The organism is Streptacidiphilus jiangxiensis (genome assembly GCF_900109465.1).
Taxonomy (GTDB): domain Bacteria; phylum Actinomycetota; class Actinomycetes; order Streptomycetales; family Streptomycetaceae; genus Streptacidiphilus; species Streptacidiphilus jiangxiensis.
Genome location: NZ_FOAZ01000008.1, coordinates 142,809 through 166,970, shown reverse-complemented (window position 1 = coordinate 166,970; position 24,162 = coordinate 142,809). Strand labels below are relative to the sequence as shown.

At 73.2% G+C, this 24,162-nt stretch carries 17 protein-coding genes and 1 tRNA gene; 5 read left to right on the top strand and 13 right to left on the bottom strand.

What is annotated here, in order from left to right:
• Window positions 1-74 precede the first annotated feature (74 nt).
• The 3 genes from BMY61_RS17350 (at window position 75) to BMY61_RS17340 (ending at window position 2,001) form a co-directional block, all read left to right on the top strand.
• Window positions 75-707: a phosphatase PAP2 family protein gene (locus BMY61_RS17350; RefSeq protein WP_052438718.1), complete on the top strand. Its 633-nt coding sequence runs from the start codon at window positions 75-77 to the stop codon at window positions 705-707.
• A 128-nt stretch (window positions 708-835) separates the two neighbouring features.
• Complete coding sequence (locus BMY61_RS17345; protein ID WP_052438717.1) at window positions 836-1,348, top strand: hypothetical protein; 513 nt, start codon at window positions 836-838, stop codon at window positions 1,346-1,348.
• A gap of 89 nt (window positions 1,349-1,437) precedes the next feature.
• A complete protein-coding gene (locus BMY61_RS17340; protein ID WP_042447971.1) occupies window positions 1,438-2,001 on the top strand; it encodes a TetR/AcrR family transcriptional regulator in 564 nt (187 codons plus the stop codon).
• Window positions 2,002-2,301: 300 nt separating this feature from the next.
• Here BMY61_RS17340 and BMY61_RS17335 read toward each other — a convergent pair whose 3' ends face one another.
• Window positions 2,302-2,874 (bottom strand): hypothetical protein, encoded by a 573-nt coding sequence (locus BMY61_RS17335; protein WP_042447969.1) that lies wholly within the window; start codon window positions 2,872-2,874, stop codon window positions 2,302-2,304.
• Window positions 2,875-3,128: 254 nt separating this feature from the next.
• On the opposite strand from BMY61_RS17335, the gene BMY61_RS17330 reads away from it, so the two are divergent.
• Window positions 3,129-3,467 (top strand): carboxymuconolactone decarboxylase family protein, encoded by a 339-nt coding sequence (locus tag BMY61_RS17330; protein ID WP_042447966.1) that lies wholly within the window; start codon window positions 3,129-3,131, stop codon window positions 3,465-3,467.
• Window positions 3,468-3,525: 58 nt separating this feature from the next.
• On the opposite strand, the gene BMY61_RS46260 is transcribed toward BMY61_RS17330, so the two are convergent.
• The 11 genes from BMY61_RS46260 to BMY61_RS17270 form a co-directional block, all read right to left on the bottom strand.
• Window positions 3,526-3,672: a hypothetical protein gene (locus BMY61_RS46260; RefSeq protein WP_161791256.1), complete on the bottom strand. Its 147-nt coding sequence runs from the start codon at window positions 3,670-3,672 to the stop codon at window positions 3,526-3,528.
• Window positions 3,673-3,951: 279 nt separating this feature from the next.
• Window positions 3,952-4,025 (bottom strand) — tRNA-Thr (locus BMY61_RS17320).
• Window positions 4,026-4,121: 96 nt separating this feature from the next.
• Window positions 4,122-4,817: a leucine efflux protein LeuE gene (gene leuE / locus BMY61_RS17315; protein WP_042447960.1), complete on the bottom strand. Its 696-nt coding sequence runs from the start codon at window positions 4,815-4,817 to the stop codon at window positions 4,122-4,124.
• A 121-nt stretch (window positions 4,818-4,938) separates the two neighbouring features.
• Window positions 4,939-6,585 (bottom strand): alpha/beta hydrolase, encoded by a 1,647-nt coding sequence (locus BMY61_RS17310; RefSeq protein WP_042447957.1) that lies wholly within the window; start codon window positions 6,583-6,585, stop codon window positions 4,939-4,941.
• A gap of 107 nt (window positions 6,586-6,692) precedes the next feature.
• Window positions 6,693-7,685 (bottom strand): hypothetical protein, encoded by a 993-nt coding sequence (locus tag BMY61_RS17305; RefSeq protein WP_143094397.1) that lies wholly within the window; start codon window positions 7,683-7,685, stop codon window positions 6,693-6,695.
• Between the two features lie 210 nt (window positions 7,686-7,895).
• Window positions 7,896-9,098, bottom strand: a complete 1,203-nt coding sequence (locus BMY61_RS17300; protein ID WP_042447949.1) for a DNA polymerase III subunit delta' — start codon at window positions 9,096-9,098, stop codon at window positions 7,896-7,898.
• Window positions 9,099-9,307: 209 nt separating this feature from the next.
• A complete protein-coding gene (gene tmk / locus BMY61_RS48400) occupies window positions 9,308-13,123 on the bottom strand; it encodes a dTMP kinase (RefSeq protein WP_143094396.1) in 3,816 nt (1,271 codons plus the stop codon).
• A 332-nt stretch (window positions 13,124-13,455) separates the two neighbouring features.
• Complete coding sequence (topA, locus tag BMY61_RS17285) at window positions 13,456-16,242, bottom strand: type I DNA topoisomerase (protein WP_042447944.1); 2,787 nt, start codon at window positions 16,240-16,242, stop codon at window positions 13,456-13,458.
• 515 nt (window positions 16,243-16,757) lie between these two features.
• Entirely contained in the window at window positions 16,758-17,174 is a 417-nt protein-coding gene (locus BMY61_RS17280) for a DUF3592 domain-containing protein (RefSeq protein ID WP_143094395.1), read from the bottom strand.
• Between the two features lie 251 nt (window positions 17,175-17,425).
• Window positions 17,426-19,018 (bottom strand): DUF7059 domain-containing protein, encoded by a 1,593-nt coding sequence (locus BMY61_RS17275; protein WP_042448176.1) that lies wholly within the window; start codon window positions 19,016-19,018, stop codon window positions 17,426-17,428.
• 505 nt (window positions 19,019-19,523) lie between these two features.
• Window positions 19,524-20,327 (bottom strand): hypothetical protein, encoded by an 804-nt coding sequence (locus BMY61_RS17270; protein WP_042447938.1) that lies wholly within the window; start codon window positions 20,325-20,327, stop codon window positions 19,524-19,526.
• A 136-nt stretch (window positions 20,328-20,463) separates the two neighbouring features.
• Here BMY61_RS17270 and BMY61_RS17265 point away from each other — a divergent pair, with 136 nt between their 5' ends.
• A complete protein-coding gene (locus BMY61_RS17265) occupies window positions 20,464-21,351 on the top strand; it encodes an alpha/beta fold hydrolase (protein WP_042447935.1) in 888 nt (295 codons plus the stop codon).
• 188 nt (window positions 21,352-21,539) lie between these two features.
• Here BMY61_RS17265 and BMY61_RS17260 read toward each other — a convergent pair whose 3' ends face one another.
• Window positions 21,540-23,996: a sodium-translocating pyrophosphatase gene (locus BMY61_RS17260; protein ID WP_425314692.1), complete on the bottom strand. Its 2,457-nt coding sequence runs from the start codon at window positions 23,994-23,996 to the stop codon at window positions 21,540-21,542.
• Window positions 23,997-24,162 lie beyond the last annotated feature (166 nt).

Sequence of the window (24,162 nt, the reverse complement as noted above, 5' to 3'; positions counted from 1 at the left end):
ACTTCGTGCAGCCGAAGTCTGCCACGGCCTCCCCCGCGAAAACGAGAGACTCGAACGTAGAGATGCATGCATCCATGCACCAGTACCTGGCCTTCGACGGCTCCGGCATCGACGGCGGCCTCTTCGGCTCCATCACCGGCATCGCCCGGGACACCCGGTGGCTGAACACCCCGATGCACCTGTGGACCAACGCCGGCCTCGCGGTCTTCGCCGTGCTCATGGTCCTCGGCTTCCTGCGGGCCCGACGCCGGGACACCGCCGCGATGACGCTGGCGCTGGCCGCGCCCGTCGCCGTGGTCGGGGCCTTCGCCGTGGCCGAGGTCGCCAAGAAGCTGGTGGCCGAGGTCCGGCCCTGCTACTCGGTGCCGCACGCCTACTTCGTCGACGCCTGCCCGGTCCGCACCGACTACGCCTTCCCGAGCGGCCACACCACCACCGCCGCCGCGACGGTCGCGGCCCTGTGGCTGCTGGACCGGCAGCTCGCCAAGATCGCGATCGGCTTCGCCCTGCTGGAGGGCTTCAGCCGGGTCTACCTGGGCGACCACTACCCGCACGACGTGCTGGGTGCGGTGGTGTTGGCGGTGCCGGTGGCCTACCTGGTCAGCAAGGTGCTCGGCCGTTCCGCCCAGCCCGTCGTCGCGCGGCTGCGCACCGGAACGCTGGAATCGGTGCTGACCAACCGTCGCGGCGCCCACGCCGCCCGCTGAGGAACCGCTGAACCGCTGAACCGCTGAACCGCTGGGGAACCATGGCGGGGGGTTTGCACGTATCCCTGACTGGCGGTCCGTCGGATTCCTGACGGACCGGCGTGCAACGTTCGGCTTTGGGAGTTTCAGTGACCTGCTTCTTCGACCCCTCGCACGGCTACGGCGCGGTCAACGTGGTCTGGCAGCCGCAGTGGGGCGTCCCGCGCCCGGTGCAGTCCTGCCAGGCCTGCGCCCAACGCATCCAGACCACGCCCCCGCCGTTCTACACACCGCCGCAGCCCGCCGCCGGCTACCCGCAGCAGGGCGGCTACGTCCCCGGCGGCTACCCCCAGCAGGGTGGCTACGCCCAGCAGGGTTACGGACAGGGCTACGCCCAGCCCGGCTACCCGCAGGCCGGGTACCCGCAGCAGCCGCGACAGGGCCACAGCACCGGCGCCGTCGTCGGCGCGGGTGTCGCGGGCCTCATCGGCGGCGCCCTCATCGGCGAGATGATGAGCGACGACGACGGCGATCGCGAGCGCCGCGAGGGGTTCGAGGAGGGGCGCGAGTACGAGGAGCGCCGCGACTTCGACAACGGCGGCTTCGGCGGGGGCGACTTCGGCGGCGGGTTCGACAACAACGACGACGGCGACTTCTTCTGATCGGTGGCGCCCGTCGCCCGCGTCGGCGCGGCGGGCGCTTTCCTATGACCCATAGGCTATGAGGATGCGGTCATAGGATCGGAGGAAGCATGGCACGAGCCGGACTGAGCGCCGAGCGGGTCACCCTGGCCGCCGCGGATCTTGCGGACGAGATCGGCCTGGAGCACATCACCATCGCCGCCCTCGCCCGCGGCTTCGGCGTGAAGGACCCGAGCCTCTACTCCCATGTCAAGAACGTGACCGAGCTGCGGGCCCGGGTGGTCGCACTGGCCACGGCCGAGTTCGCGGACGCGCTGGGCGAGGCGGTCGCCGGGCGGTCGGGGTACACGGCACTGGAGGCGTTCGCCAACGCCTACCGGGAGTTCGCGACGCACCGGCCGGGCCGCTACGCGGCCTCCCAACTGCCGGTCGTCACCGACGGCGGCGCGCGGATCGTCGCGACCTGCGCCGCGCTGCTGCGCGGGTACGCGCTCGAGGAACCGGGGGCGACGGACGCCGTCCGGTTGGTACGCAGCACCCTGCACGGCTGGGCCTCGCTGGAGGCCTCCGGGGCCTTCCGGGCGTCCCGGGAGGTCGAGGCCTCGTGGCAGGCCGCCCTCTCCGGCCTGGACCGGCTGCTCTCCGACTGGCCGAAGGATCAGCCGACCCGGTAGTGGGTCACCGGCGCCCCAGGACGTAGCAGCCCTGGACGGCCATGCGCTCCCGATCAGCCCGGCTGCGGCCAGCCCGCCTGCGGTTAGCCCGCCTGCGCCATGCAGGAGTGGAAAGCCTTCTGGCACCTGGTCACCGCATCCGCCTGGCCGAGCTGCCGGAGAGCCGGATCACTGCTGCTCGAATCGGGCCACGTCGGCTGAGCGGGCCGAGCGGGCCGAGGGCGACGAACCCGCGCGTCCAGCTCGCGGAGGGCGGCGCTGCTCCCGACGAGACCGCGGCCGGAAGCAGCGCCAGGGCGGCTATCGCAGGACCGTGATCGTCTGCAGGTGCCAGCCCTCGCCCTTCAGGATCGCCGACGTCCCGCGCCCGGACGCTGTCGTGAGCTCCCAACTCTGCGGAGCGACGGCTTCGAGGGTCCAGCGGCCCAGCTGCACGGTCCTCGCAAAGGTGATCCGGGCATAGATGTGGTTCCACACACCGGAGGGCACCTTCACCTCGGGCCCGGCGGGGGTGAGCAGCTGCTCGGAGCCCTTGTCCAGCTTGAGGTCGCTGGGGACCCACTTCTTCGTGTTCGGGTCCAGCCAGGTCACGGTGACGCCCGGGGCGGACGACCCCCACTTGTTGACGCCGGCCGGGTTCCAGATGTCGAAGGCGTATCCGCCGACATGCAGAACGTACGGGGAGGTCTGCTTGAACCAGAGCTCGACGGTGATGGTCTGGCCGCGGTGAACGGTGGTCGGGACCCCGGTGGTCCAGCCGCGGTGGAGTGTGCCCGCGTAGGTGGTGGCGTGGGCCGTTCCACCGACGGCCGGGATCGCCAGGAGCGCGGCGGCAGCGGCGAGTGCCCCGGTGGCTCGCTTGTTGAGCTTCATGTCCCCCTCCTTGTTGATCAGAGGGCGCGAGCCTACCGGTGGCGCCGATCGCCCGCTCCGCATGGGCGCCCCGGTTCCCGAACGTCTGTCAGGACGGCCCCTGCCGCCGCTCTGCCGCCCGTCACAGGCTCTCGCCGCGCGCCTCGCCCGGAAAGCGTCTAGCGTCATTAGCGCCGGCCGCCGACGCATCGGATCACCGATGCCGCTGCGGCATCGTGCCATCGGCCACGCGCACACCGGGAAGGCAACCTCTCATGACCGCAATGTCCGAAACGCCCGTCCTTGACACCCTCGCTGCCATGACCATCGACTCCCTCGAGCGCTGCGGTCTGGACGAGAAGACGCTCATGTGCACCCGCATCGCCGCGCTCGCGGCGATGGACGCCCCGGCGATCTCGTACCTCGCCCACATCGGCCCCGCCATGGAGGCCGGCATGACGGCCGAGCAGCTCCAGGACGTTCTGGTTGCCGTCGCGCCCATCGTCGGCACCGCGCGGGTGATGGCCGCCGCGGGCCACATCACCCAGGCGCTGGGTATCGCCATCGCCGTGGCCGACACCGACATGACCGGGAACGGCTCGAAGTCGAGCTGATCGCTCGTTCCTCGCGCCATGACACGGTGGCCCCGCCGGCCCGTCCGGCGGGGCCTCGTCATGCTCCGCGGGACCCGGCCGACGCCGGTCGACTGCGCAGGCCGGACATTGCCTCCGCCTCGTTCAGCCAGTCCATGGACCAGCGGGCCAAGGTCAGGGACAGACCCTCGGCGTCGACCACGGGGGCGAGGTCGACCTCGTCCACCCGGTCGTCGGCCCACCTGTCGCCCCGCCCGGGGCCACTGACGACCAGCCACTGCCGGGCGGCACATCCCGTGGGGACAGCATGATCGCCCCCGCCGAGCGATCCGGGGACCACACCAGCTCTCCCACTGCACTTCCCACGCCCTGTGCGCCGCGTGCGCCGCGTGCGCCGAACGTCGAAGTCGTCGCCGCCCCCGAACTCCTCCGGGAGTCGCAGGCCGATCTGACGCGTTGAACCCAAAGGCCCCGGTCGCAGTGACTGCGACCGGGGCCTCGAAGGAGCCGCCTTCGGGATTCGAACCCGAGACCTACGCATTACGAGTGCGTTGCTCTGGCCAACTGAGCTAAGGCGGCGAACGGGGATTAGTCTACACAGGTCGGAGGGGTGCTCCTGCACGCATTCCGATCACGACATGATCACCGCGCCGGCCGACCGCCGTCAGCCCGCCGTCAGCCCGCCGCGGAGGCGGTCGCGAGCTTGGCGGCGAAGCCGATGAAGAGGGCCGCGACGCCGGTGGTGAGGCCGGCCGAGAGGCGGCGGCGGGCGCGGAAGACGGCGGCGAGGCGGTGGCCCGCGAGGATCAGCGTCGAGAGGTAGAGGAAGCTGAAGAACTGGACCGTGCCGCCCAGGACCGCGAAGGACAGGCCGGTGTGCGCGTAGGACGGGTCCACGAACTGCACGAAGAAGGAGAGCAGGAAGAGGATCGCCTTCGGGTTCAGCAGGCTGATGAGCAGGGCCCGGCGGAACGGTGAGGTGCTCCCCTGCTCCTCGGCGGCCTCCGCGGCCTCGGCGGTCGCGGCAGCGGTCTCGGCGCTGGCGGCCGCCGTCGGCGCGGCGTGGCGGTCGCGCCACAGGTCGCGGGCCGCCTTGAGCATGCCGTAGCCGATCACCAGCAGGTAGACCGCGCCGATCAGCTTCACCGCATCGAAGACCACGGGGGTCGTCCGCAGCAGCGAGGCCGCGCCGAGGGAGGTGAGGGTGATCAGGACGGTGTCTCCGAGGAAGACGCCGCAGGCGGCGCGGTAGCCGGTGGCTATGCCGGCGCGGGCGGCGGTGGAGAGCACGTAGAGCGAGTTCGGGCCCGGCAGCAGGACGATCAGCAGGGCGCCGAGGGCGTACGTGGGGTAGTGGATCACGCCGAGCACGGCGACTGCCTTTCATCGAGCCATCGGGGGTCCCGGAGGGGGCCCGATGAAAGGATCGTGGAGGGCAGTCACTCCTGACAACCGCCCTGCGCGTGTCGATCACCTCACTCCGGATCCGGCATCAGTGGCAGACCGTTCCCTTCGGCGGGACGGTGCCCTGCAGGAGGTAGCGGTTGACCGCCTCGTCGATGCAGGCGCTACCGCCGGGGTTGCGGGCGTAGGCCGTGTGACCGTCGCCGACGAAGGTCAGCAGCGTGCCGGTGTCGAGCTGCGCCGCCAGGCCCTGCGCCCAGGCGTACGGGGTGGCCGGGTCGCGGGTCGTCCCCACCACCAGGATCGGCGCCGCGCCCTTGGCCGGGATCACGTGCGGCGACCCCGTCGCCGCGACCGGCCAGTACGCGCAGGTCAGGCCGCCCCAGGCCAGGCTCGCGCCGAACTGCGGCGAGGACTTCTCGTACGCGGGCAGCTGCTGCCGCACCTGGTCCGGGCCGGTCGCCGCCGTCGGCAGGTCCAGGCAGTTCACGGCGGCGTTCGCGTACATCAGGTTCGCGTAGTGCCCGGTGGGGTCGCGCTCGTAGTAGTTGTCCGACAGCGCCAGCAGCTCCTTGCCGTTGCCGTTGTTGATCGCGTCGGCGAGGGCGAGGCGCAGGTCGGGCCACTGCTCCGGGTCGTACATGGCCGAGATGACACCGGTCATGCCCAGCGCCTCGACGAGCTTGCGCGGGTCACCGGTCGGCAGGGGGTTCGCGTCCAGGGACTTGAAGAACGCGTCCAGCTTCGCGTCCGCCTGCGGCACGCTCCCGTTGCCGAGCGCGCAGCCAGGGCGCTTCACGCAGTCGGCGGCGAAGGCGTCGAACGCCACCTGGAAGCCGCCCGCCTGCTGGGCGTTGAGCTCCTGGGCGTTCAGGGAGGGGTTCATCGCCCCGTCGAGCACCATCGTGCCCACCCGGGTGGGGAAGAGCCCCGCGTAGGTCGCGCCCAGGAAGGTGCCGTAGGACTTGCCCAGATAGTGCAGCTTCTCGTCGCCGAGAAGGGCGCGCAGCACGTCCATGTCGCGGGCCGAGTCCACCGTGCTGACGTGGCTGAGCAACTGGCCGGAGTGCTTCTGGCAACCCTGCGCGAAGCTCTTGTCCGCCGCCACGAGCGCGTCCACGCCCGACTGGTCGGTCGGGGTCGTGTCGACGGCCGTGTAGGCGTCCATCTGGGCGTCGGTCAGGCACTGCACCGGTGCGCTGCGGGCGACACCGCGCGGGTCCACGCCGACGATGTCGTACGCCGCCCGGACCACCGACGGGTAGGTCATCGCCGCGTACTCGGCGTAGTCCACCGCCGAGCCACCCGGTCCGCCCGGGTTGACCAGCAGCGACCCGAGCCGCGGCACGCCCTGCCCCGTCGCCTGCTTGCGCACCACGGAGAGGGTCAGGTCCCCGCCGCCGGCCGCACCCGGGTGGTCGTAGTCGAGCGGCACCTTGAACGTCGTGCACTGGAACCCGGAGTCGCAGGCCTGCCAGGACAGCTTCTGGCCGTAGTACGACTGGAGATCGGCCGGGACCGCCGTCGGCAGCGGCTGCAGCGGGGTGGCCGTGCCGCTCGACGCCGTGTCCGTGGAGGACGGCCCGCCGGACGCCGACGAGCCGGACGCCCCTCCGCTCGGCGCGGCGGCGGACGGCCCGGAGGAGCTGCAGCCGGCGGCACCGGCCACCGTCAGCCCCAGCGCCGTCAGCGCTGCGGCGGCCTTCGCGGCCTTCGAGATGCGCGTTCTCTTCATGCTCTCCCCAGGGTGGGCCGTGCGGGGCGCCGCGACGACGCTCGAAGGCACGGGTGAAGCGAGTTCCGATGACGAGTTCGACGGTTCCGGTGATGGGGGGTGGCGCGTCAACGGCGCGCAGCCGCAGCGAACTCCTCAGTCACATAGTCTGCCGCCAAACGGACCAGACGAAAGCGTTCCCGCCCCGCTGTCGCGTCGCGGACCACCGACGACAAGCGCACCGCCGTGTCCGGCACGCCCTGCAGCGCCGCCCTCAGGCGGCCCGCCTCGGCCTGCGCCGCCGTGTCGCGGTGCGCCTGCGCGAGCAGCAGCCGGACACCCGACGGGCCGCCCGCCGCCGGATGCGGCAGGGCGCCGCCCAGGGCCGCGGCTCCGGCGTAGGCGTCGGGGTGCGCCAGCTCCGCCGAGACCGCGCAGGCCGACCCCGCGTCCACGCCCAGCTCAGCCCAGGAGCGGGGCCGGGACGCCACCCGGAACTGCGCGGCGACGGCCCGCCGCAGCGCAGCGTCGTCGGCGGCAACCGCGCACGGGTCGGCGGGCGCGACGGCGACGAAGGGGTTCGCGTGCCCGGCCACGACGGCGCCGGCCAGCCCCTCCCACACCTCCGCCAACTCCCCCTCGGGCGCGCGCACCACCACCGCCTGGAGGGCGGCGCTGGTGGCGGCCGTGTGGGCCGCGTACTGGGACGGCACCCAGATCCGCACCTGCCCCGCGACCCCGGGCACCGTGCCCTGGTAGAGCCGCCCGCCCTGCGGCTGCCCGACCAGGGTCAGCGGGGCGGGCGCGGCCTTGTGCGCGCGGTCGGAGTCCGGCCGCGCGGCAGCCGGCGCGGGCACCCGCCCAGCGGCGGCGACCGCCGCCACCGCAGGGGCGGGACCGCGCCCGCCGTCGCCGAACGCCGCGACGACCCCGCCGACCGCCGCGGCGACGAGCGCGAGCGCCGCCACCAGGGCCCGCCCGGCGACGCGCAGGTACCGCGGCGTCAACTCGTACACCCGCCCGGCTCGCTCCTCCCGCCAGGCCCCGAGTGCACTGCCGGCCAACCCGACGCCGACCGTCGCCCCGGCAGCGATCAGCGCTGCGCTCCACCACAAGGTCATCCTGACCGGATCCCCCACCGGGCGAAGCTTGATCAAATCCCCTGCCATTCCCACCCGAAGGAGGGAACCCGCAGCAGGGGGCGCACCCGCCCGGCGCGGAGCCCGGGACGCACGCGGGCCCAGGACGCGCGCGGGCCCAGGACGGGACGGCTCGCGAAGGGAGGCTCGCGAAGGGAGGCTCGCGAAGGGAGGCTCGCGAAGGGACGGGGGTCAGCCCGCGCGGAGGATGACCGCCATGGCCTCGACGGCGAGGAGCGGGGCGACGTTGCGGTCGATCGCGTCACGGCAGGCCAGCACGGCCTCCATGCGCCGCAGGGTCGTCTCCGCCGTCGACCCGCCGGCGACGCGCTCCACGTTCGCCCGCAGGTCCTCGTTGGCCAACTCGGCCGCCGCACCGAACTGGACCGCCAGCACGTCGCGGTAGAAGCCCACGAGATCCACCAGGGCCAGGTCCAGGCTGTCGCGCTGGATGCGCGTGGCCCGTCGCTTCTGACGATCCTCCAGCTCCTTCATCGCGCCCGCCGTGCCGCGTGGCATCCGACCGCCGACACCTGCCGCCGCGCCGAGCGCCGCACGCAGCTCCTCGGTCTCCTTCGTGTCGACCTCCTCGGCGACCTGCTTGGCCTCCGCCGCGGCCGCGTCCACCAGCGCCTGGGCGCCGGCCAGGCACTTGCCGAGGTCGCCGACCACCATCGGCAGCCGCAGCACCTCCGCCCGACGGGTGCGCGCCACCTCGTCCTGGGCCAGGCGCCGGGCCCGCTCGATGTGCCCCTGCGACGCCCGCGCCGCGAACGCGGCCAGTTCCGGCTCGACACCGTCGCGCCGCACCAGCACATCCGCGACCGCACCCACGGACGGCGTGCGCAGCACCAGCAGGCGGCAACGCGACCGGATCGTCGGCAGCGCGTCCTCGACGCTCGGCGCGCACAGCAGCCACACCGTGCGCGGGGCCGGCTCCTCGATCGCCTTCAGCAGAACGTTGGCGGCGCCCTCGGTCAAGCGGTCCGAGTCCTCCAGGAGGATCACCTGCCAGCGGCCGACCGCCGGCGACATCGAGGCGTTGCGGACCAGCTCGCGGGTCTCCTTCACGCCGATGCTGAGCACGTCCGTCCGCACGGTCTCGACATCCGCGTGACTGCCCACCAGCGCCGTGTGGCAGCCCTCGCAGAAGCCGCAACCCGGCACACCACCGAGATCCAGATCCGGCGAGGTGCACTGCAACGCCGCCGCGAAGGCGCGCGCCGCCGCGCCCATGCCGGAGCCGGGCGGACCGGTGAACAGCCACGCGTGCGTCATCCCCGTCGCCCCGGCGGCGGGTGTCTCCCCCGCCACCACGGCGCGAGCCGCCCGGGCCGCGGAGACCAACTGCTCCACCACCTGGTCCTGCCCGACCAGGTCGTCCCACACGCTCACATCACGCCGCCGCTCGTCATCACTGCGTCCACTGCTTCACTGCACTCACTGCTTCACTGCTTCACTGCTCGGCAGCCTAGCCGCCGCCACCGACAACCGGCGCCCGAACCGGGCCCGCCCACGGCTGACCCCGGGCAGGGCCCGGGACGCGTCGGCGCCGGGGCCCGCGGCCGAGACCTCTCAGCCCCCGGCCCTGCCCGCGCGCGGCGTCAGCCGCGGCGGCCGTGGCCGCCCGGGCCCTGCTCCTCGTCCGGGTTGTCCGAGTGCCACTGGGCCCACTCCTCGCGGGTGCCGAGCAGCTGGTCGGTGAGGGACGGGAGGTCGTCCAGCGGGGTCTCCTCCGCCCAGTCGTAGCGCCCGCCCCGGCTCGGCGTCGCCTCCACGTCCGGCTCGACCGCCGGGTTCTGCGGCACGGAGGGAATCTGCGCCACCGGAGGGATCTGGGTGGTCGGCGCCTCCGACCCGGCCGGCCCCTGCTCGGGCCGGAAGAGCCAGTCGGGCACCCTGTCCTGCACGCTCTCGGAGCTGCGCGGCGCCGCCTCTCGCCAGGACCTCGGCAACGGCTGCTGCGCACCCGGCTCGACGACGGGGAGCACGGCGGTCTCGTCGGCCGCCGGCGCAGGGGTGACGGCCGCGTCGGCCGACCCCTCGGGCTGCCCCGCGGCCTTACGGCCGAACCGCGGCAGCCGCGGCTTCTTCGGTGCCTCCGGCTCGACCGGCGCGGGCAGCGAGGTCGGCCCTCCGACGACCGGCGGCCGCGCCGGCATCGGCGGCAGCACCATGGTCTCGTCCGCGGCCCCACCGGCAACGCCGGGCGTGCTCTTCGGTGCCCGCGCGGCGCGCGGGCCGGCACCGGCGTCCACGACGGGCAGCGCGGCCGTCTTCTCGACCTCACGCTCCGCCGTCGTGCCCGTGTCCGTGTCCGTGCCCACGCCCGTGTCCGGGGCGGCCTTCGTCGGCCCGCCCGACGCGCCCGACTCGCGGGCAGCGTCGCGGCCCGCGGCGTCGTCGGCCCGGGAGCCCTCGACGACGCGCGGCAGCACCGCCGTCTCGTCCGCGGCAGCCGCCCCCGTGTCGGCCCCGGCGAAGCGGGGCAGTTCCGCCGTCGACTCGACCGCGTCCGGCGCCGGGGTGGCGTCCGTGACGCGCGGGAGGACCGCCGTCCGGTCCGAGGCACCGTCCGAGGCGCCACTCCTGGTCGGGTCGAAGCGCGGCAGCTCGGCGGTGGCGGCAACCCCGTCCGCGTCATCGTCCTCGGCCGTCGCCGGGACGCGCGGCAGCACCGCCGTCTCGTCGGCGGCGGCCGACCGCGGCGCGGACTCGCCGCGGGCCGTGGCTATGTGGTCCGCCCCGCCGTCCCGCGACTCGGACGCGCGAGCGTCCGCGCCCGCCGCGCCCGCTGCTGCTGCTGCTGCTGCGGCGGCGGCCTCGGCGGCCAGACGGGACTCCTCGGCGCGCTGGAGCGCCTCCTCGGCCCGGCGACGCTCCTCCGCGCGCTTCTCGGCGCGCTGACGCTCGAGCTCGGCGAGGCGGGCCGCCTCCGCGAGGGCCGCGACGCGGGCGGCCTCCTCGGCGCGACGACGCTCGGCCTCCTCCTCGGCGCGGCGCGCGGCCTCCGCCTCGGCGGCGGCCCGGGCGGCTTCCGCCGCCTGGCGTGCGGCCTCGGCCGCCTTGCGGTCCTCCTCGGCCTGGCGGGCCTTCTCGGCCTCCTCGGCCTCCAGGCGGAGCCGCTCCAGCATGGCCTGGCGCTCGCGCTCGGCGCGCTCCTCCTCGGCCTTGCGGCGGGCCTCCTCCTCCAGACGGCGGGCCTCGGCCTCACGGGCCAGACGCTCGCGCTCCGCCAGGGCCGCCTTCTCCTGCTCCGAGAGCGGCAGCTCCCGGTCGAGACGGTGGCGGATCGAGGTGGTGACGGCGTGCGGGGGACGGCCCGCGTCGACGATCAGGTAGCGGGCCGGGTCGGCCGCGGCCAGCGCCAGGAACGCCGAGCGGACCCGCTGATGGAAGGCCTCCGGCTCGGACTCCATCCGGTCCGGCGCGTCGGTGAAGCGCTCCCGCGCCGCCGAGGGTGCGACGTCCAGCACCACCGTCAGGTCCGGGACCAGGCCGCCCGTGGCCCAGCGGTTGAGCCGGGCGATGTCCGCGGCCGCCAGGTCGCGGCCGGCGCCCTGGTAGGAGATGGAGGAGTCCATGTAGCGGTCGGTGATGACCACGGCGCCGCGCTCCAGCGCGGGCAGGATCACCGAGTCGACGTGCTCGGCCCGGTCGGCCGCGAAGATCAGCGCCTCGGCCCGGTGCGAGATGCCGGTGTTGGCCACGTCGAGCAGCATCGCGCGCAGGCGCTGGCCGATGGCGCTGCCGCCGGGCTCACGGGTGAGCACGACCTCGTGGCCCTTGCTGCGGATCCACTCCGCCAGCGCCTGGGCCTGGGTGGACTTGCCGGCGCCGTCGCCGCCCTCCAGGGCGATGAAGAAGCCCGTGCCCGCCCGGTACGCGGGCCGTTCCGACCCGGCCGTCAGGGCGTCCCAGACATCGCGCGGCAGCGGTGCGACGCCCTTGCGGTCGTCGGCGCGCAGCAGCACGACAACACCCGCGATCACCAGCAGCAGCCCGGCGAGCGCGACCGCGAGGCCCGCGCCGCCGTGGTCGAAGGTCAGCGTGGTGCCGCCGAACTGCTCCGGACCGAAGGCCGCGCCGATCAGCGGCGAGGCGAGCAGCGCGAGGGCGACCGCCACCCGCAGCATCGCGTGCAGGTGCTCGTCGACCTTGGGCTGACGGGCCTCCTCGGTCTCCTGTCGCAGCAGGTCCCGCGCGCCGCGGAAGGCGACGCCGCCCGCGATCCCGGCGAGGCTGAACAGGACCAGCGCCAGCACGTAGTCGCGGACCAGGCCCCCCAGCACCAGGCCGAGCCCGGCGACGACCATCGCCAGCGGCAGCAGCCGACGCCGGCTCAGCGGCGGCAGGACGCTGCGGCTGACCCGCAGCCCGAGCAGCAGCCCCGCGGTCAGCGCCAGCACCAGCAACCCGAAGCCGATCTCACCGGCGAGCAGGTCGAGAGCGTGGACGTAGGCGACGGCCGCCGCGGCGGCGATCGCGGCAGCCGTCGAGCAGGCCGCGAAGGAGAAGGTCAGCGACGAGCCGGTACGCCCGCGCGCCCCCAGCCCCGGCGTCACGTCGGCCGGGGCCCGCAGATTGGTCAGCGGCGATCGCGGCTCGAACGACCGGGCTCCCTCCGTGTCGGCGTCCGGCAGCTCCTGTCGGAAGTGCAGCACGCCCGCGAAGACGAACAGCGCGGCCGCGCCGAAGCCGGACAGTGCGAGCGGGTGCGCGGAAAGCCACGCGACGCCCTGCCCGACGCCCTGGTTCAGCAGCATCATCACGATGAAGCCGAGCGCGGCGAGCGGGATCGCGACGTAGCCGGTCCACAGGTCGATGTGTCGCAGCACCGGCCGCTGGTCCACGGCCGGGTGCCCCGGCGCGGCGCTCGGCAGCAGGGCCTCGGCGAACGACTCGCGGGTGACCGTCACCACGCGCTCCAGCGTGGCCGTCAGGAAGACGGTGACCAGCAGCCAGATCCACGCGCGCGTCCCGGCCCAGGTGACCCAGAAGAGCGAGCAGCCCAGCAGCGCGGCGCGTGCCGCCTCGGCACCGAGCAGCAGCTGCCGCCGGTCCAGACGCCGCGTCAACTGCGCGAGCGGCGACAGCAGGACGGCGCCGAAGAGCAGCGTGCCGAGCAGCCGCGCCCCGAAGGCCGCGGCGAGCGCGAAGAGGGTCGCGGCGTAGCCGCCGCTGAGCGCCTGCGCCCCTATGACGGCGCGGACGGTCAGCACCAGCAGGGTCAGCAGTGCGAGACGGTCCCCCAACGTCCCCACCGCCTGGGCGCGCCAGGCGCGCCCGTAGGCACGTCCGCGCAGCAGCGCGCGGGCACGATCCGTCGGGCTGACGCCGACGGACGCTCCGCTGCTGCGGTCCTGCGGGGTGGGACTCTCCGGGGCCTCGCTGGTGGGCTCCTGCGACTCGGCGCTCATACGGCCAGCCTAACCGGAGCCCCCGACACCCCGTCCGCCTGTTGGCAGACGGTTACCTTCCAGTACCGGAAGCGGTGCACTCCACGCCTGGTGGAGACGACCTCAGGGACGCGAGGCTCGACCGGTCCGCGGCTCCGCCGTGTGAGTGTGAGTGTGCGTGCGAGCGGTCGCGATCGGCTCGCACAGCGAGGTGTACGACTCAGGGGCGCGAGGACTGCGCGCCGAGCCAGCGACGAGCAGATGGCCCCGGTCAGCAGGGCCATCCGCCTGGCGTGGGTGACTCGCGCAGTCCTCGCGCCCCTGGAGGGTGCAGCTACCTGCGGCAGCGAAAGCTACGCGCTGGTGGTCTTCTTGGCCGCGGCCTTCTTGGCGGGCGCCTTCTTCGCGGCCGTCGTCGTCTTCTTCGCTGCGGCCTTCTTCGCCGGGGCCTTCTTCGCCGCCTTCTTGGCGGGCGCCTTGGCCCGCTTCTCGGCGAGCAGCTCGAAGCCGCGCTCCGGCGTGATCTCCTCGACGGAGTCGTCGCGCCGCAGCGTCGCGTTGGTCTCGCCGTCGGTGACGTACGGGCCGAAGCGCCCGTCCTTCACCACGACCGGCTTCTCGCTGACCGGGTCCACGCCCAGCTCCTTCAGCGGAGGCTTCGCCGCCGCGCGGCCGCGCGCCTTCGGCTGGGCGTAGATCGCCAGCGCCTCCTCGAGGGTGACGGTGAACATCTGGTCCTCGGTCTCCAGGGAGCGCGAGTCCGTGCCCTTCTTCAGGTACGGCCCATAGCGGCCGTTCTGCGCGGTGATCTCGACGCCCTCGGCGTCGGCGCCGACGACCCGCGGCAGGCCGAAGATCTTGAGGGCGTCCTCCAGCGTCACCGTGTCCAGGTCCATGGACTGGAGCAGCGAGCCCGTCCGCGGCTTGACCGCGTTCTTGCCCGTCTTCGGCGTGCCCTCGGGAAGGATCTCGGTGAAGTACGCGCCGTAGCGGCCGCTCTTCGCGACGATCTGGTTGCCGTTGTCGGGGTCGTTGCCGAGCACCCGCTCGCCGCTGGGCTTGTTCAGCAGCTCCTCGGCCAGCTCGACGGTCAGCTCCTCCGGCGGCAGGTCGTCCGGAACGTCCTGCCGCTTCTCGCCGCGCTCGACGTAGGGGCCGTAGCGGCCGACGCGCAGGGTGATGCCGGAGTCGCCCAGCGGGAACGAGCTGATCTCGCGGGCGTCGATGGCGCCGAGGTCGGTGACGAGCTCCTTGAGGCCACCGAGATGGTCGCCGTCGCCGTTGCCCGCGTCGGCCGCGGATGCCGCCGCGCCCTCCACGCTGCCCTCGCCGAAGTAGAAGCGGCGCAGCCACGGCACCGACTCGGCCTCGCCGCGCGCGATGGCGTCGAGGTCGTCCTCCATCTTGGCGGTGAAGTCGTAGTCGACCAGGCGGCCGAAGTGCTCCTCGAGCAGCCGAACCGCGGCCAGCGCGACGAAGGACGGGACGAGCGCCGTGCCCTTCTTGAAGACGTATCCGCGCCGGATGATCGTGTCGATGATCGCCGCGTACGTCGACGGGCGGCCGATCTCGCGGTCTTCCAGCTCCTTGATCAGCGAGGCCTCGGTGTAGCGGGCCGGGGGCTTTGTCGAGTGGCCGTCGGGGGTGATCTCGTCGGCGGTGACGCCGTCGCCCTCGGCCATCGGCGGCAGCCGGCGCTCACGGTCGTCGAGCTCGGCGTCCGGGTCGTCGCGGCCCTCGACGTAGGCCTTGAGGAAGCCGTGGAAGGTGATGATCTTGCCGGAGGCGGAGAACTCGACGTCCCGGCCGTCGGCGGCGCGGCCCGCGACCTTGACCGAGACGGACTGGCCGACGGCGTCCTTCATCTGGGAGGCGACGGTCCGCATCCAGATCAGCTCGTACAGCTTGTACTCGTCGCCCGCGAGCCGGGTCTCGGCCGGGGTGCGGAAGCGGTCGCCGGAGGGGCGGATCGCCTCGTGCGCCTCCTGGGCGTTCTTGACCTTGCCCTGGTAGGTGCGCGGCGCGTCCGGCAGGTACTCGCGACCGTAGAGCTGCTCGACCTGGGCCCGGGCGGCGGTGATCGCCGTGTCCGAGAGCGTGGTCGAGTCGGTACGCATGTAGGTGATGAAGCCGTTCTCGTACAGCTTCTGCGCCACGTCCATGGTGCGCTTGGCACCGAAGCCGAGCTTGCGGCTGGCCTCCTGCTGGAGCGTGGTGGTGCGGAACGGCGCGTAGGGGGACCGCCGGTACGGCTTGGACTCGACGCTGCGGACCTGGAAGTCGGTCGCGGCGAGCGCGGCGGCCAGGCCCCGGGCGGCCTCCTCGTCCAGGTGCAGCACCTGGCCGGTGGCGCCGGCGCCACCCTTGATCTGCCCGAGCGAGTCGAAGTCACGGCCGGTCGCGACGCGGCGGCCGTCGACGGCGCTCAGCCGGGCGCCGAAGGTGCCGGGCTCGCCGGCGGCCGCGGCCCGACCGGCCTCGGTGGCGAAGACCGCGGTCAGGTCCCAGTAGGAGGCGGAGCGGAACGCCATGCGCTCGCGCTCCCGCTCGACGACGAGGCGGGTGGCGACGGACTGGACGCGGCCCGCCGAGAGCCGCGGCATGACCTTCTTCCACAGCACCGGGGAGACCTCGTAGCCGTAGAGGCGGTCGAGGATGCGGCGCGTCTCCTGTGCGTCGACCAGACGCTTGTTCAGCTCGCGCGGGTTGCGCACGGCCTCCTGGATGGCGTCCTTGGTGATCTCGTGGAAGACCATCCGGTGCACCGGCACCTTCGGACGCAGCACTTCCTGCAGGTGCCAGGCGATGGCCTCGCCCTCGCGGTCCTCATCGGTGGCGAGGAAGAGTTCGTCGGCTTCCTTCAGCAGCGACTTGAGCTTGGAAACCTGGGCTTTCTTGTCCGGATTGACCACGTAGATCGGCTCGAAATCGTGGTCCACGTCGATACCCAGGCGGCGGACGTCGCCGGTGTAGCCCTCGGGGACCTCGGCGGCGGTGCCCGGAAGGTCGCGGATATGCCCGACACTCGCCTCGACCACGTATCCAGGGCCCAGGTAACCCTTGATCGTCTTCGCCTTGGCCGGCGACTCGACGATGACGAGTCGACGTCCGTCGCGTGCGGTCTCGCTGGTCGGGGACACCTTCGCTCTTCTCTCCCGGTCGATGAGGGGGTGGTCGCCGCAAGCCTCGCGGTGACACGGTCCTGAATGCGGAGTGTGACCGCACCCCGGTGCCCCTTGTCAAACGGACGGATCCCGACATGTCACCGGCGGAAGCCCTCCGCTGCCACTCGAACGGTAACCCGAGGGAGCGTGTTCCCGCTGTTCGGGCGGGATCGTACGGTGGGTCGTACGTGGTCACACGAATGCACGATCAGGTCTGCGAACAGGTCGCGGACACCCGGCGAGGACGTGGGCCCGTCGCACGGGTCCGCACCGGACAGCCGGATCATAGGACCGGCCGTCGGAAATCCGGCGCGGAATCCAACCCGTTCGGCGTGTCTCTGCCCATCCGGACGCATGGACATGCACCGTTCTGATAAGTCAGTCGGCCCACGCGGATCGGGCAGATCGCGCGGATCGGACGGTTCGGGCGGTTCGGGCGGTTCGCACGAACACGGCTGATCGGCACGAGCGGCAAGGAATCGCGGCGTGGATCAGAACGCGGTTGCGAGCAGCGTCACACCGCAGGCGGCGAAGGCGAGGCCGAGCAGGAGCCAGAACAGGTCGCTGCGGCTCTGGGGCACACCGTCCAACGCGACCCTGGTCGGCTGCTGCGGGTCGTAGGCGATCGGGACCAGCGTGCCGACCGCGAGGGCGGAGGAACGCCGGATCGAGGTCCAGCCGCGCGGGCGGGTGACCACCTCACCGTGGCCCTCGACCTCGAAGCTGAGCATCGGCGCGTTGTCGGCGTGGTCGAGCTCCGGCCCCTCCGGCACCTCGCCCGCCGGAGCACCGTCCTCGGTCGTCCCGCCCGGGCCCACGGCGACGGACGACTGGACGCGTTCGATCTCCTCCGCCGCCACGACGCGCGCCATGCCGCTCACGCCGACGCGCCGCAGGGTGCGCCGCAAGCGCACCTCCGCGGCGCACCACCAGACGACAGCGCCTCCGAACAGGGAGAACCACACCCCCGTGAACAGACTCAGTGGTGTCCCCACGTTCGCACGCCCCCGCCAAGCTCTGCCGTCTGATGGTCGATCACGTGATCGGTCGCGGCAGCAGGCTGTCAGCGCGGCGGCAACTGCAGGCCTACGTACGGATAAAGCCAGGCAAACCCCGGATGAACGACACGTTCACCCGGGCATGTGTCCCGGCGGCGCGGTCACAGCGGCAACAGGAAGCCCTGCTCCACCAGGAGGCGGATCTGCCCCGGCGCCCGGTCGCGCAGGACCACCGGGTCCTCCTCCAGCAGCCGGGCGATGGCGTCCAGGATGTCTCCGGCGCGCAGCGAGCCGTCGCAGGCCCCCGCGAAGCCCGCACCCACCGTGTCGACCTTGGTCGCCCGCCGCATGCCACGGTTCTGACGCAGGATCACGTGCTCCGGGTCCTCCTCCCCCGGAGCGCCGACCTGCTCCTGCACGACCCCGTCCGCCAACCGGTAGTGGGCGCCCAGCAGGCCGGCGTCGTCGTGCGCCCGCAGGAAGTCCTGACGGGCGAACCACTGCTCGATCACCGGCCCGAGCGGCTGCTCCACCGGGTGCGGCCACTCCTCCGCGAGGACCACCGGCTCGGCCCCCTCCGGTGCGCGGCGCAGCGTGATCCAGCCGAAACCGACCCCGTCGACCTTGGCCGCCTCGAACGCGTCCAGCCACTCCCCGTAGCGCCGCTCGTACTCCTCCCGGGGCCCGCGGTGGTCACCGCCGTCGCGCAGCCACAGCTCCGCGTAGGTGGTCGGATCCTGCACGTCGCGCTGCACGATCCAGGCGTCGCAGCCCGTCCCGGCGACCCAGGAGGCCACCCGGTCCCGCCAGTCCTCGCCGCGCACGTGCTGCCAGTTGGCCAGCAGCTGGCAGTAGCCGCCCGGGGCGAGGTGCTCACCGGCCCGGGCGACCAGGCTGCGGCACAGGTCGTCGCCGGCCATCCCGCCGTCACGGTAGGTGAAGCGCCCGCCGGGCGAGATCACGAACGGCGGGTTGGAGACGATCAGGTCGAACCGCCCGGCGTCGTCGTCCCCGCCGTTGGCCTCGGTGACCGGCTCGAACAGGCTGCCCTCGCGTACCTCGATCCGCGCCCCGAAGCCGGAGAGCTCGGCGGAGAGCCGCGCGAAGTGCAGCGCCCTCGGGTTCACGTCCGTCGCGACCACCTGCGCGGCGTGGCGGGCGGCGTGCAGCGCCTGGATGCCGGAGCCCGTCCCCAGGTCCAGCGCCCGGCGGACGGCGCGGCGCACGGTGATGTTGGCCAGCGTGGTCGACGCCCCGCCCACACCCAGCACGAGCTCGCCGCGCGGCACACCCTGGTCCGTCGCGGCACCGGATCCGATGCCGCCGGCCCCGCCGACCGCGCAGCCGAGGTCCGAGACGATCCACGCGTCGGCGGCCTCGGACTCGCCCGCGATGTCGTTGGCGTAGGGCCGGACGTCCACGGTCGCCCGCACGCCGCCGTCCACCGTGCGGGTCAGCCAGCCGTCCGCCAGCGCCTCGTCCACGGGCAGCGCCAGCGCGGCCTGCGGGTAGGACACCTCCCGCTGCAGCAGGAACATCCGCACCAGCGTCGCCAGGGCCCCCGGTCCCGCGGTCGCCCGCAGCGCGGGCACGCTCTCGCTCCGCGCGAGCGCGGCATAGGCCGCGCCCCCGAGCAGCTCCAGGCAGCCGTCGGCGGTGTAGCCGGCCGCCACGAAGGCCTCCCGCAGCCGCGCGATCCGCGCCGCGTCCACCACGGGCAGGGCTGCGGCGCTGGCCGCGGACGCCTCCGGCATGTCGGGTACCTCGGGCATGTCGGGCATCTCGGGGGAAGAACTGGTCGTCACGCCGCCATTCTCCCCGACACCACCCCTCGACTCGCCGCCATCGCGCCTGCGCCGCGTCAACTCCGGCGCACTCCGGCACCTGAGGCCCCACGCACCGGCCCGCACACGGGCGGCGGCGTAGGCCCCGCCGGGCCGGCCAGCGACGGCGCGCACGGGCCGCGCTGATCCGATCAGCGCCAAGCAGGTCGGCGCTAGGCAGGCCAGCGCCAAGCAGGTCAGCGCCAAGCAGGCCAGCGGCGGGCACAGGCCACGCCGAGCCGGTCAGCGACGGGCAGGTCAGCGCCAAGCTGGTCAGCACCAGGCAGGCCAGCGCCAAGCTGGTCAGCACCAGGCAGGCCAGCGCCAAGCTGGTCCGCGCTGGGCCATCGTGCCTGGGGCCTCAGGCCGTGGTCGGCAGGCGTAAGGCGCTGCGCGACAGGCGGCGGACCCAGGCGGCGGGGTGAGGCGTGGGGCGTCAGTGCGTGGCGGAGGCGGAGGGCTTCGTGGACGCCTTGCCGCTCGGCTTGCCCGAGCTGTGCGCCGAGGACCCGGCGGACGCGGATCCGGACGCTGCCGCAGCGCCGGAGGACGAGGCGCCCGGCGCGGCCGTCGAAGCGTCGGCCGTCGGGCTTCCGCTCGGCGCCGCGCAACCCGACTGGCGGCCGAGCGCCGCGCCGAGGTCTCCCGACTGGAGCTGCTGCAGCGCCGTCGAGGACTGCGTGGAGAGCTGGCCGATCTGGTCGGAGACGCCGCGCAGCTCGGCCGCGAAGCGGGCCTGGTCGCTGACCGGCAGGGACTTCACCGTCTGCTGGACCTTGGTGAAGCCCCCCGCAGCCTGGTTCAGCTCGCTGACGGCGTCCGCCTGCGTCTGCGCGCCGTTGGTGGTCTGCGGCGCGCCCGCCGCCTGAACCGCCTGCGCTATCTGCTGGTTCGCTGCCGCCAGCTTGCCCATGTCGGTCGCAAGGCGGACCTGGAGCTGGGTCGGGGTCTCCCCCGGAATGATCTTTCCGGTGTCGGCCTTCGCGTCCGACACCGCCTGGATCGGCGTGGCGATGCCACCGCAGACGCTCTTGGCCCAGGCGTCGAGCTTGGAGCTGCTGTCACTGCCTCCGCACGCGGCCGTGGCGAGTCCCACGAAAGTGGCCGCCAGGGCGGCGACCACGACCCGGCCGACGGTGCGGCCCGCCGTACCTCCCCGCGACGCGGCGGCCTCGCGGCCTGTCCCCGCACCCGCAACGGGCTCCTGCTCCGACGCCGCCACCAGCTCCGACCAGCTCACCGGGTCCCCTTCCCACGCTTTGACCCAGCTTGGGAACCTACACTGTCGCCCTTTTCCGGCGCAGGTCTCCCTCGATACCGTGCCCGAGCAGACGCCGAACACCTCGGCTCCGAACGCGTCAGACACGGAGGGCCACATGCCCCGCGCTCAGGTCAACGGAATCGAGCTGGAATACGAGACCTTCGGCGATCCGGAACACCCGACGCTCCTGCTGATCATGGGGCTCGGCGCTCAGATGATCGCCTGGGACGAACGGCTCTGCCGTCGTCTCGCCGTCGAGGGCTTCCACGTGGTCCGTTACGACAACCGTGACTCGGGGCTCTCGACCTTCCTCGACACCGTTCCGCAGCCCGACCTCGGCGCGATCTTCGGCGGTGACCCCTCCAGCGCGCCCTATCTGCTCTCGGACCTGGCCGACGACGCGCTGGCCCTGCTGGGCGTCCTGGGCGTGGACCGGGCCCACGTCGTCGGCGCCTCGATGGGCGGCATGATCGCCCAGCAGCTGGTGATCGATCACCCCGAGCGGGTGCTGAGCCTGTGCTCGATCATGTCGCGCCCCGGCGACCCGACGACGGGCCAGCCCAGCCCGGAGGCGGCGGCCGTGCTGATGCGCCCTCGCGCGATCGACCGCGCGACCGCGATCGAGTCCAACGTGCAGGCGTCCAGGACCATCGGCTCCCCGGACTACCCGCGTGACGAGGAGGAGCTGCGCGCCTACGTCGCCCGCGCCTACGACCGCAGCAGCCGTTCGGACGGCTTCGCCCGCCAGCTCGCGGCGATCGTCGCCTCGCCGGACCGGACCCCCGGGCTCGCCGAGGTCGTCGCGCCGACGCTGGTCATCCACGGGGAGGCGGACCGCCTCGTCGACGTCAGCGGCGGCCGGGCCACGGCCGCGGCCGTGCCCAAGGCCGAGCTGCTCACCCTCGAGGGCATGGGACACGACCTTCCCGCCGCGCTGTGGCCGCGGATCGTGCCGGCCATCGCCGCCAACGCCCGCGCCGGCGAGGCGCTGCAGGCGGGCTGACGGCGAACGCCCCCGCCTCGGGTGGGGGCTCGCGCACGTGCCGCCCGGGGCGGGCCCGCTTCTCCAGGCCCGCCCCCGGGCCGCCCTTCGTGGCCTCGGGTTCCGGTTCGGTCCGTTCCCGGTCGGCCCGGGGCCGCCGGGGACGCCGGGGACGCCGAGGCCGCCGCGGCACCCGGCGGGTGGTCGGATCAGCGCACGGTCGAGGCCACCCCCGCATCCGGCTGCTGCGGGATCGCCCCGCCCGCCGCCACGCCCTCCCGGCCGTCTGTGGACGACGTGCCGGAGCCGTCCCCGCCCTCCGCCTCGGCGCCCATCGCGACGCCACGTCGCTTGGACAGCCACACGGCACCCACGATGACGGCCAGGCACAGCACCGCGATGCCGATCCGCAGCGGAGCGTTGGCGTGGGCCCCGAAGCCCAGCTTGACGATCGCGGTCGCGATCAGCAGCGAGACCAGGTTCATCACCTTCAGCAGCGGGTTGATCGCCGGGCCCGCGGTGTCCTTGAACGGGTCGCCGACGGTGTCGCCGATGACGGTCGCAGCGTGGGCCTCGCTGCCCTTGCCGCCGTGGTGTCCGTCCTCGACGAGCTTCTTCGCGTTGTCCCAGGCGCCGCCGGAGTTGGCCAGGAAGACCGCCATCAGCGTGCCGGCCCCGATCGCCCCGGCGAGGTAGGAACCGAGCGGGCCGACGCCGAGCAGGAAGCCGACGGCGATCGGTGCGAGGACCGCGAGCAGGCCGGGCGTGGCGAGCTCGCGCAGGGCGTCGCGGGTGCAGATGTCGACCACCCGCCCGTAGTCGGGCTTCTCGGAGCCGTCCATGATCCCGGGCCGGGAACGGAACTGCTCGCGCACCTCGAAGACCACCGAACCGGCGGAGCGGGAGACGGCGCTGACGGCGAGTCCGGAGAAGAGGAAGACGACGGCTGCCCCGAGCAGCAGGCCGACGAGGTTGTTGGGTTGGGAGATGTCCAGGCTGAGGCTCAACCCGTGCGCCGCGGAGCCGATCTGCGTCTCGGCCGTACCGATGGCGTCGGTGAACGACCCGAACAGCGCTGTCGCGGCGAGCACGGCGGTGGCGATGGCGATGCCCTTGGTGATGGCCTTGGTGGTGTTGCCGACGGCGTCCAGCTCCGTCAGCACCTGGGCCCCGGCGCCGGTCACGTCGCCGGACATCTCGGCGATCCCCTGGGCATTGTCGGAGACGGGGCCGAAGGTGTCCATCGCGACGATGACGCCGACGGTGGTGAGCAGGCCGGTGCCGGCCAGTGCGACGGCGAAGAGGGAGAGCGTGAGCGATCCGCCGCCGAGCAGGAAGACGCCGTAGACCGCCGCTCCGATCAGGACCGCGGAGTAGACCGCGGACTCCAGGCCGACGGAGATGCCAGCGAGGATGACGGTGGCGGGGCCGGTCAGCGAGGTCTTGCCGATGTCCTGGACGGGGCGCCGGTTGGTCTCGGTAAAGTAGCCGGTGAGCTGCTGGATGGCGGCGGCGAGCACGATCCCGATCGCGACGGCCACCAGGGCGAAGACGCGCGGGTTGCCGCTGTGGGTGGCGATGGTCGGGGAGACGCCCTTGAGCTCGGCGAAGCTTCCGGGCAGGAAGGCGAAGACCGCCACGGCCACCAGGGCCAGGGAGACGACGGCGGAGAGGAAGAACCCGCGGTTGATCGCCGTCATCCCGGAGCGGTCGCCGCTGCGCGGCGAGACGGCGAAGATCCCCAGTACGGCGGTGACGACGCCGATGCCCGGAACCAGCAGCGGGAAGGCGAGCCCGTGGTCCCCGAACGCGCTGACGCCGAGGATGAGCGCGGCGACGAGCGTGACGGCGTAGGACTCGAACAGGTCCGCGGCCATCCCGGCGCAGTCGCCCACGTTGTCGCCGACGTTGTCGGCGATCGTCGCGGCGTTGCGCGGGTCGTCCTCGGGGATGCCCTGCTCGACCTTGCCGACCAGGTCGGCGCCGACGTCGGCGGCCTTGGTGAAGATGCCGCCGCCGACACGCATGAACATCGCGAGCAGGGCGGCACCGAAGCCGAACCCCTCCAGCACCTTGGGTGCGTTCTCCCGATAGATCAGCACCACGACGGACGCCCCGAGCAGGCCGAGACCGACGGTGAACATGCCCACGACGCCGCCGGTGCGGAACGCGATCCGCATCGCGCGGTGCGACACGGCCCGCACGTCGGGTGCCTGCGTCTCGCCCTCGGCAGGGGTGGCGGCCCGCGCCGCGGCGGCGACGCGCACGTTGCTGCGCACGGCGAGCTGCATGCCGACGTAGCCGGTGACCGCCGAGAAGGCGGCGCCGACGACGAAGAAGAGCGAGCGTCCGATCCGCTGCGACCAGTCGTCGGCCGGCAGTACCAGCAGCAGGCAGGGCACGACGACGGCGAAGGCGCCGAGCGTGCGGAACTGCCGGGCCAGGTAGGCGTTGGCGCCCTCCTGAACGGCGGCGGCGATCTGCTTCATGGTGTCGGTGCCCTGATCCGCTGCCAGTACCTGACGGACCAGCAGCCACGCGACACCCAGCGCGGCTACGGCGACGACGGCGACGATGACGACCACGACCCGGTCCGACCCGGTGAGCACGGCCGTCACTCCTGATGGAGCGCCGGAGAGATAGAGCCCGGCCATTCGTCCTCCCATGACGTCTGGCTCGTGCGCCAAGCGGAATCCCGGGGTCATGGGGCCGGGGGAAGGCGCGGACCGCTCGGCAGCGCGGGCAAGTGGCAGGCCGCGATTGTAGGAATCCGCCGCATGATCAAAACAGGGTATGTGCGGCAATTAGTACAACAAATGAAAACTGTGATGG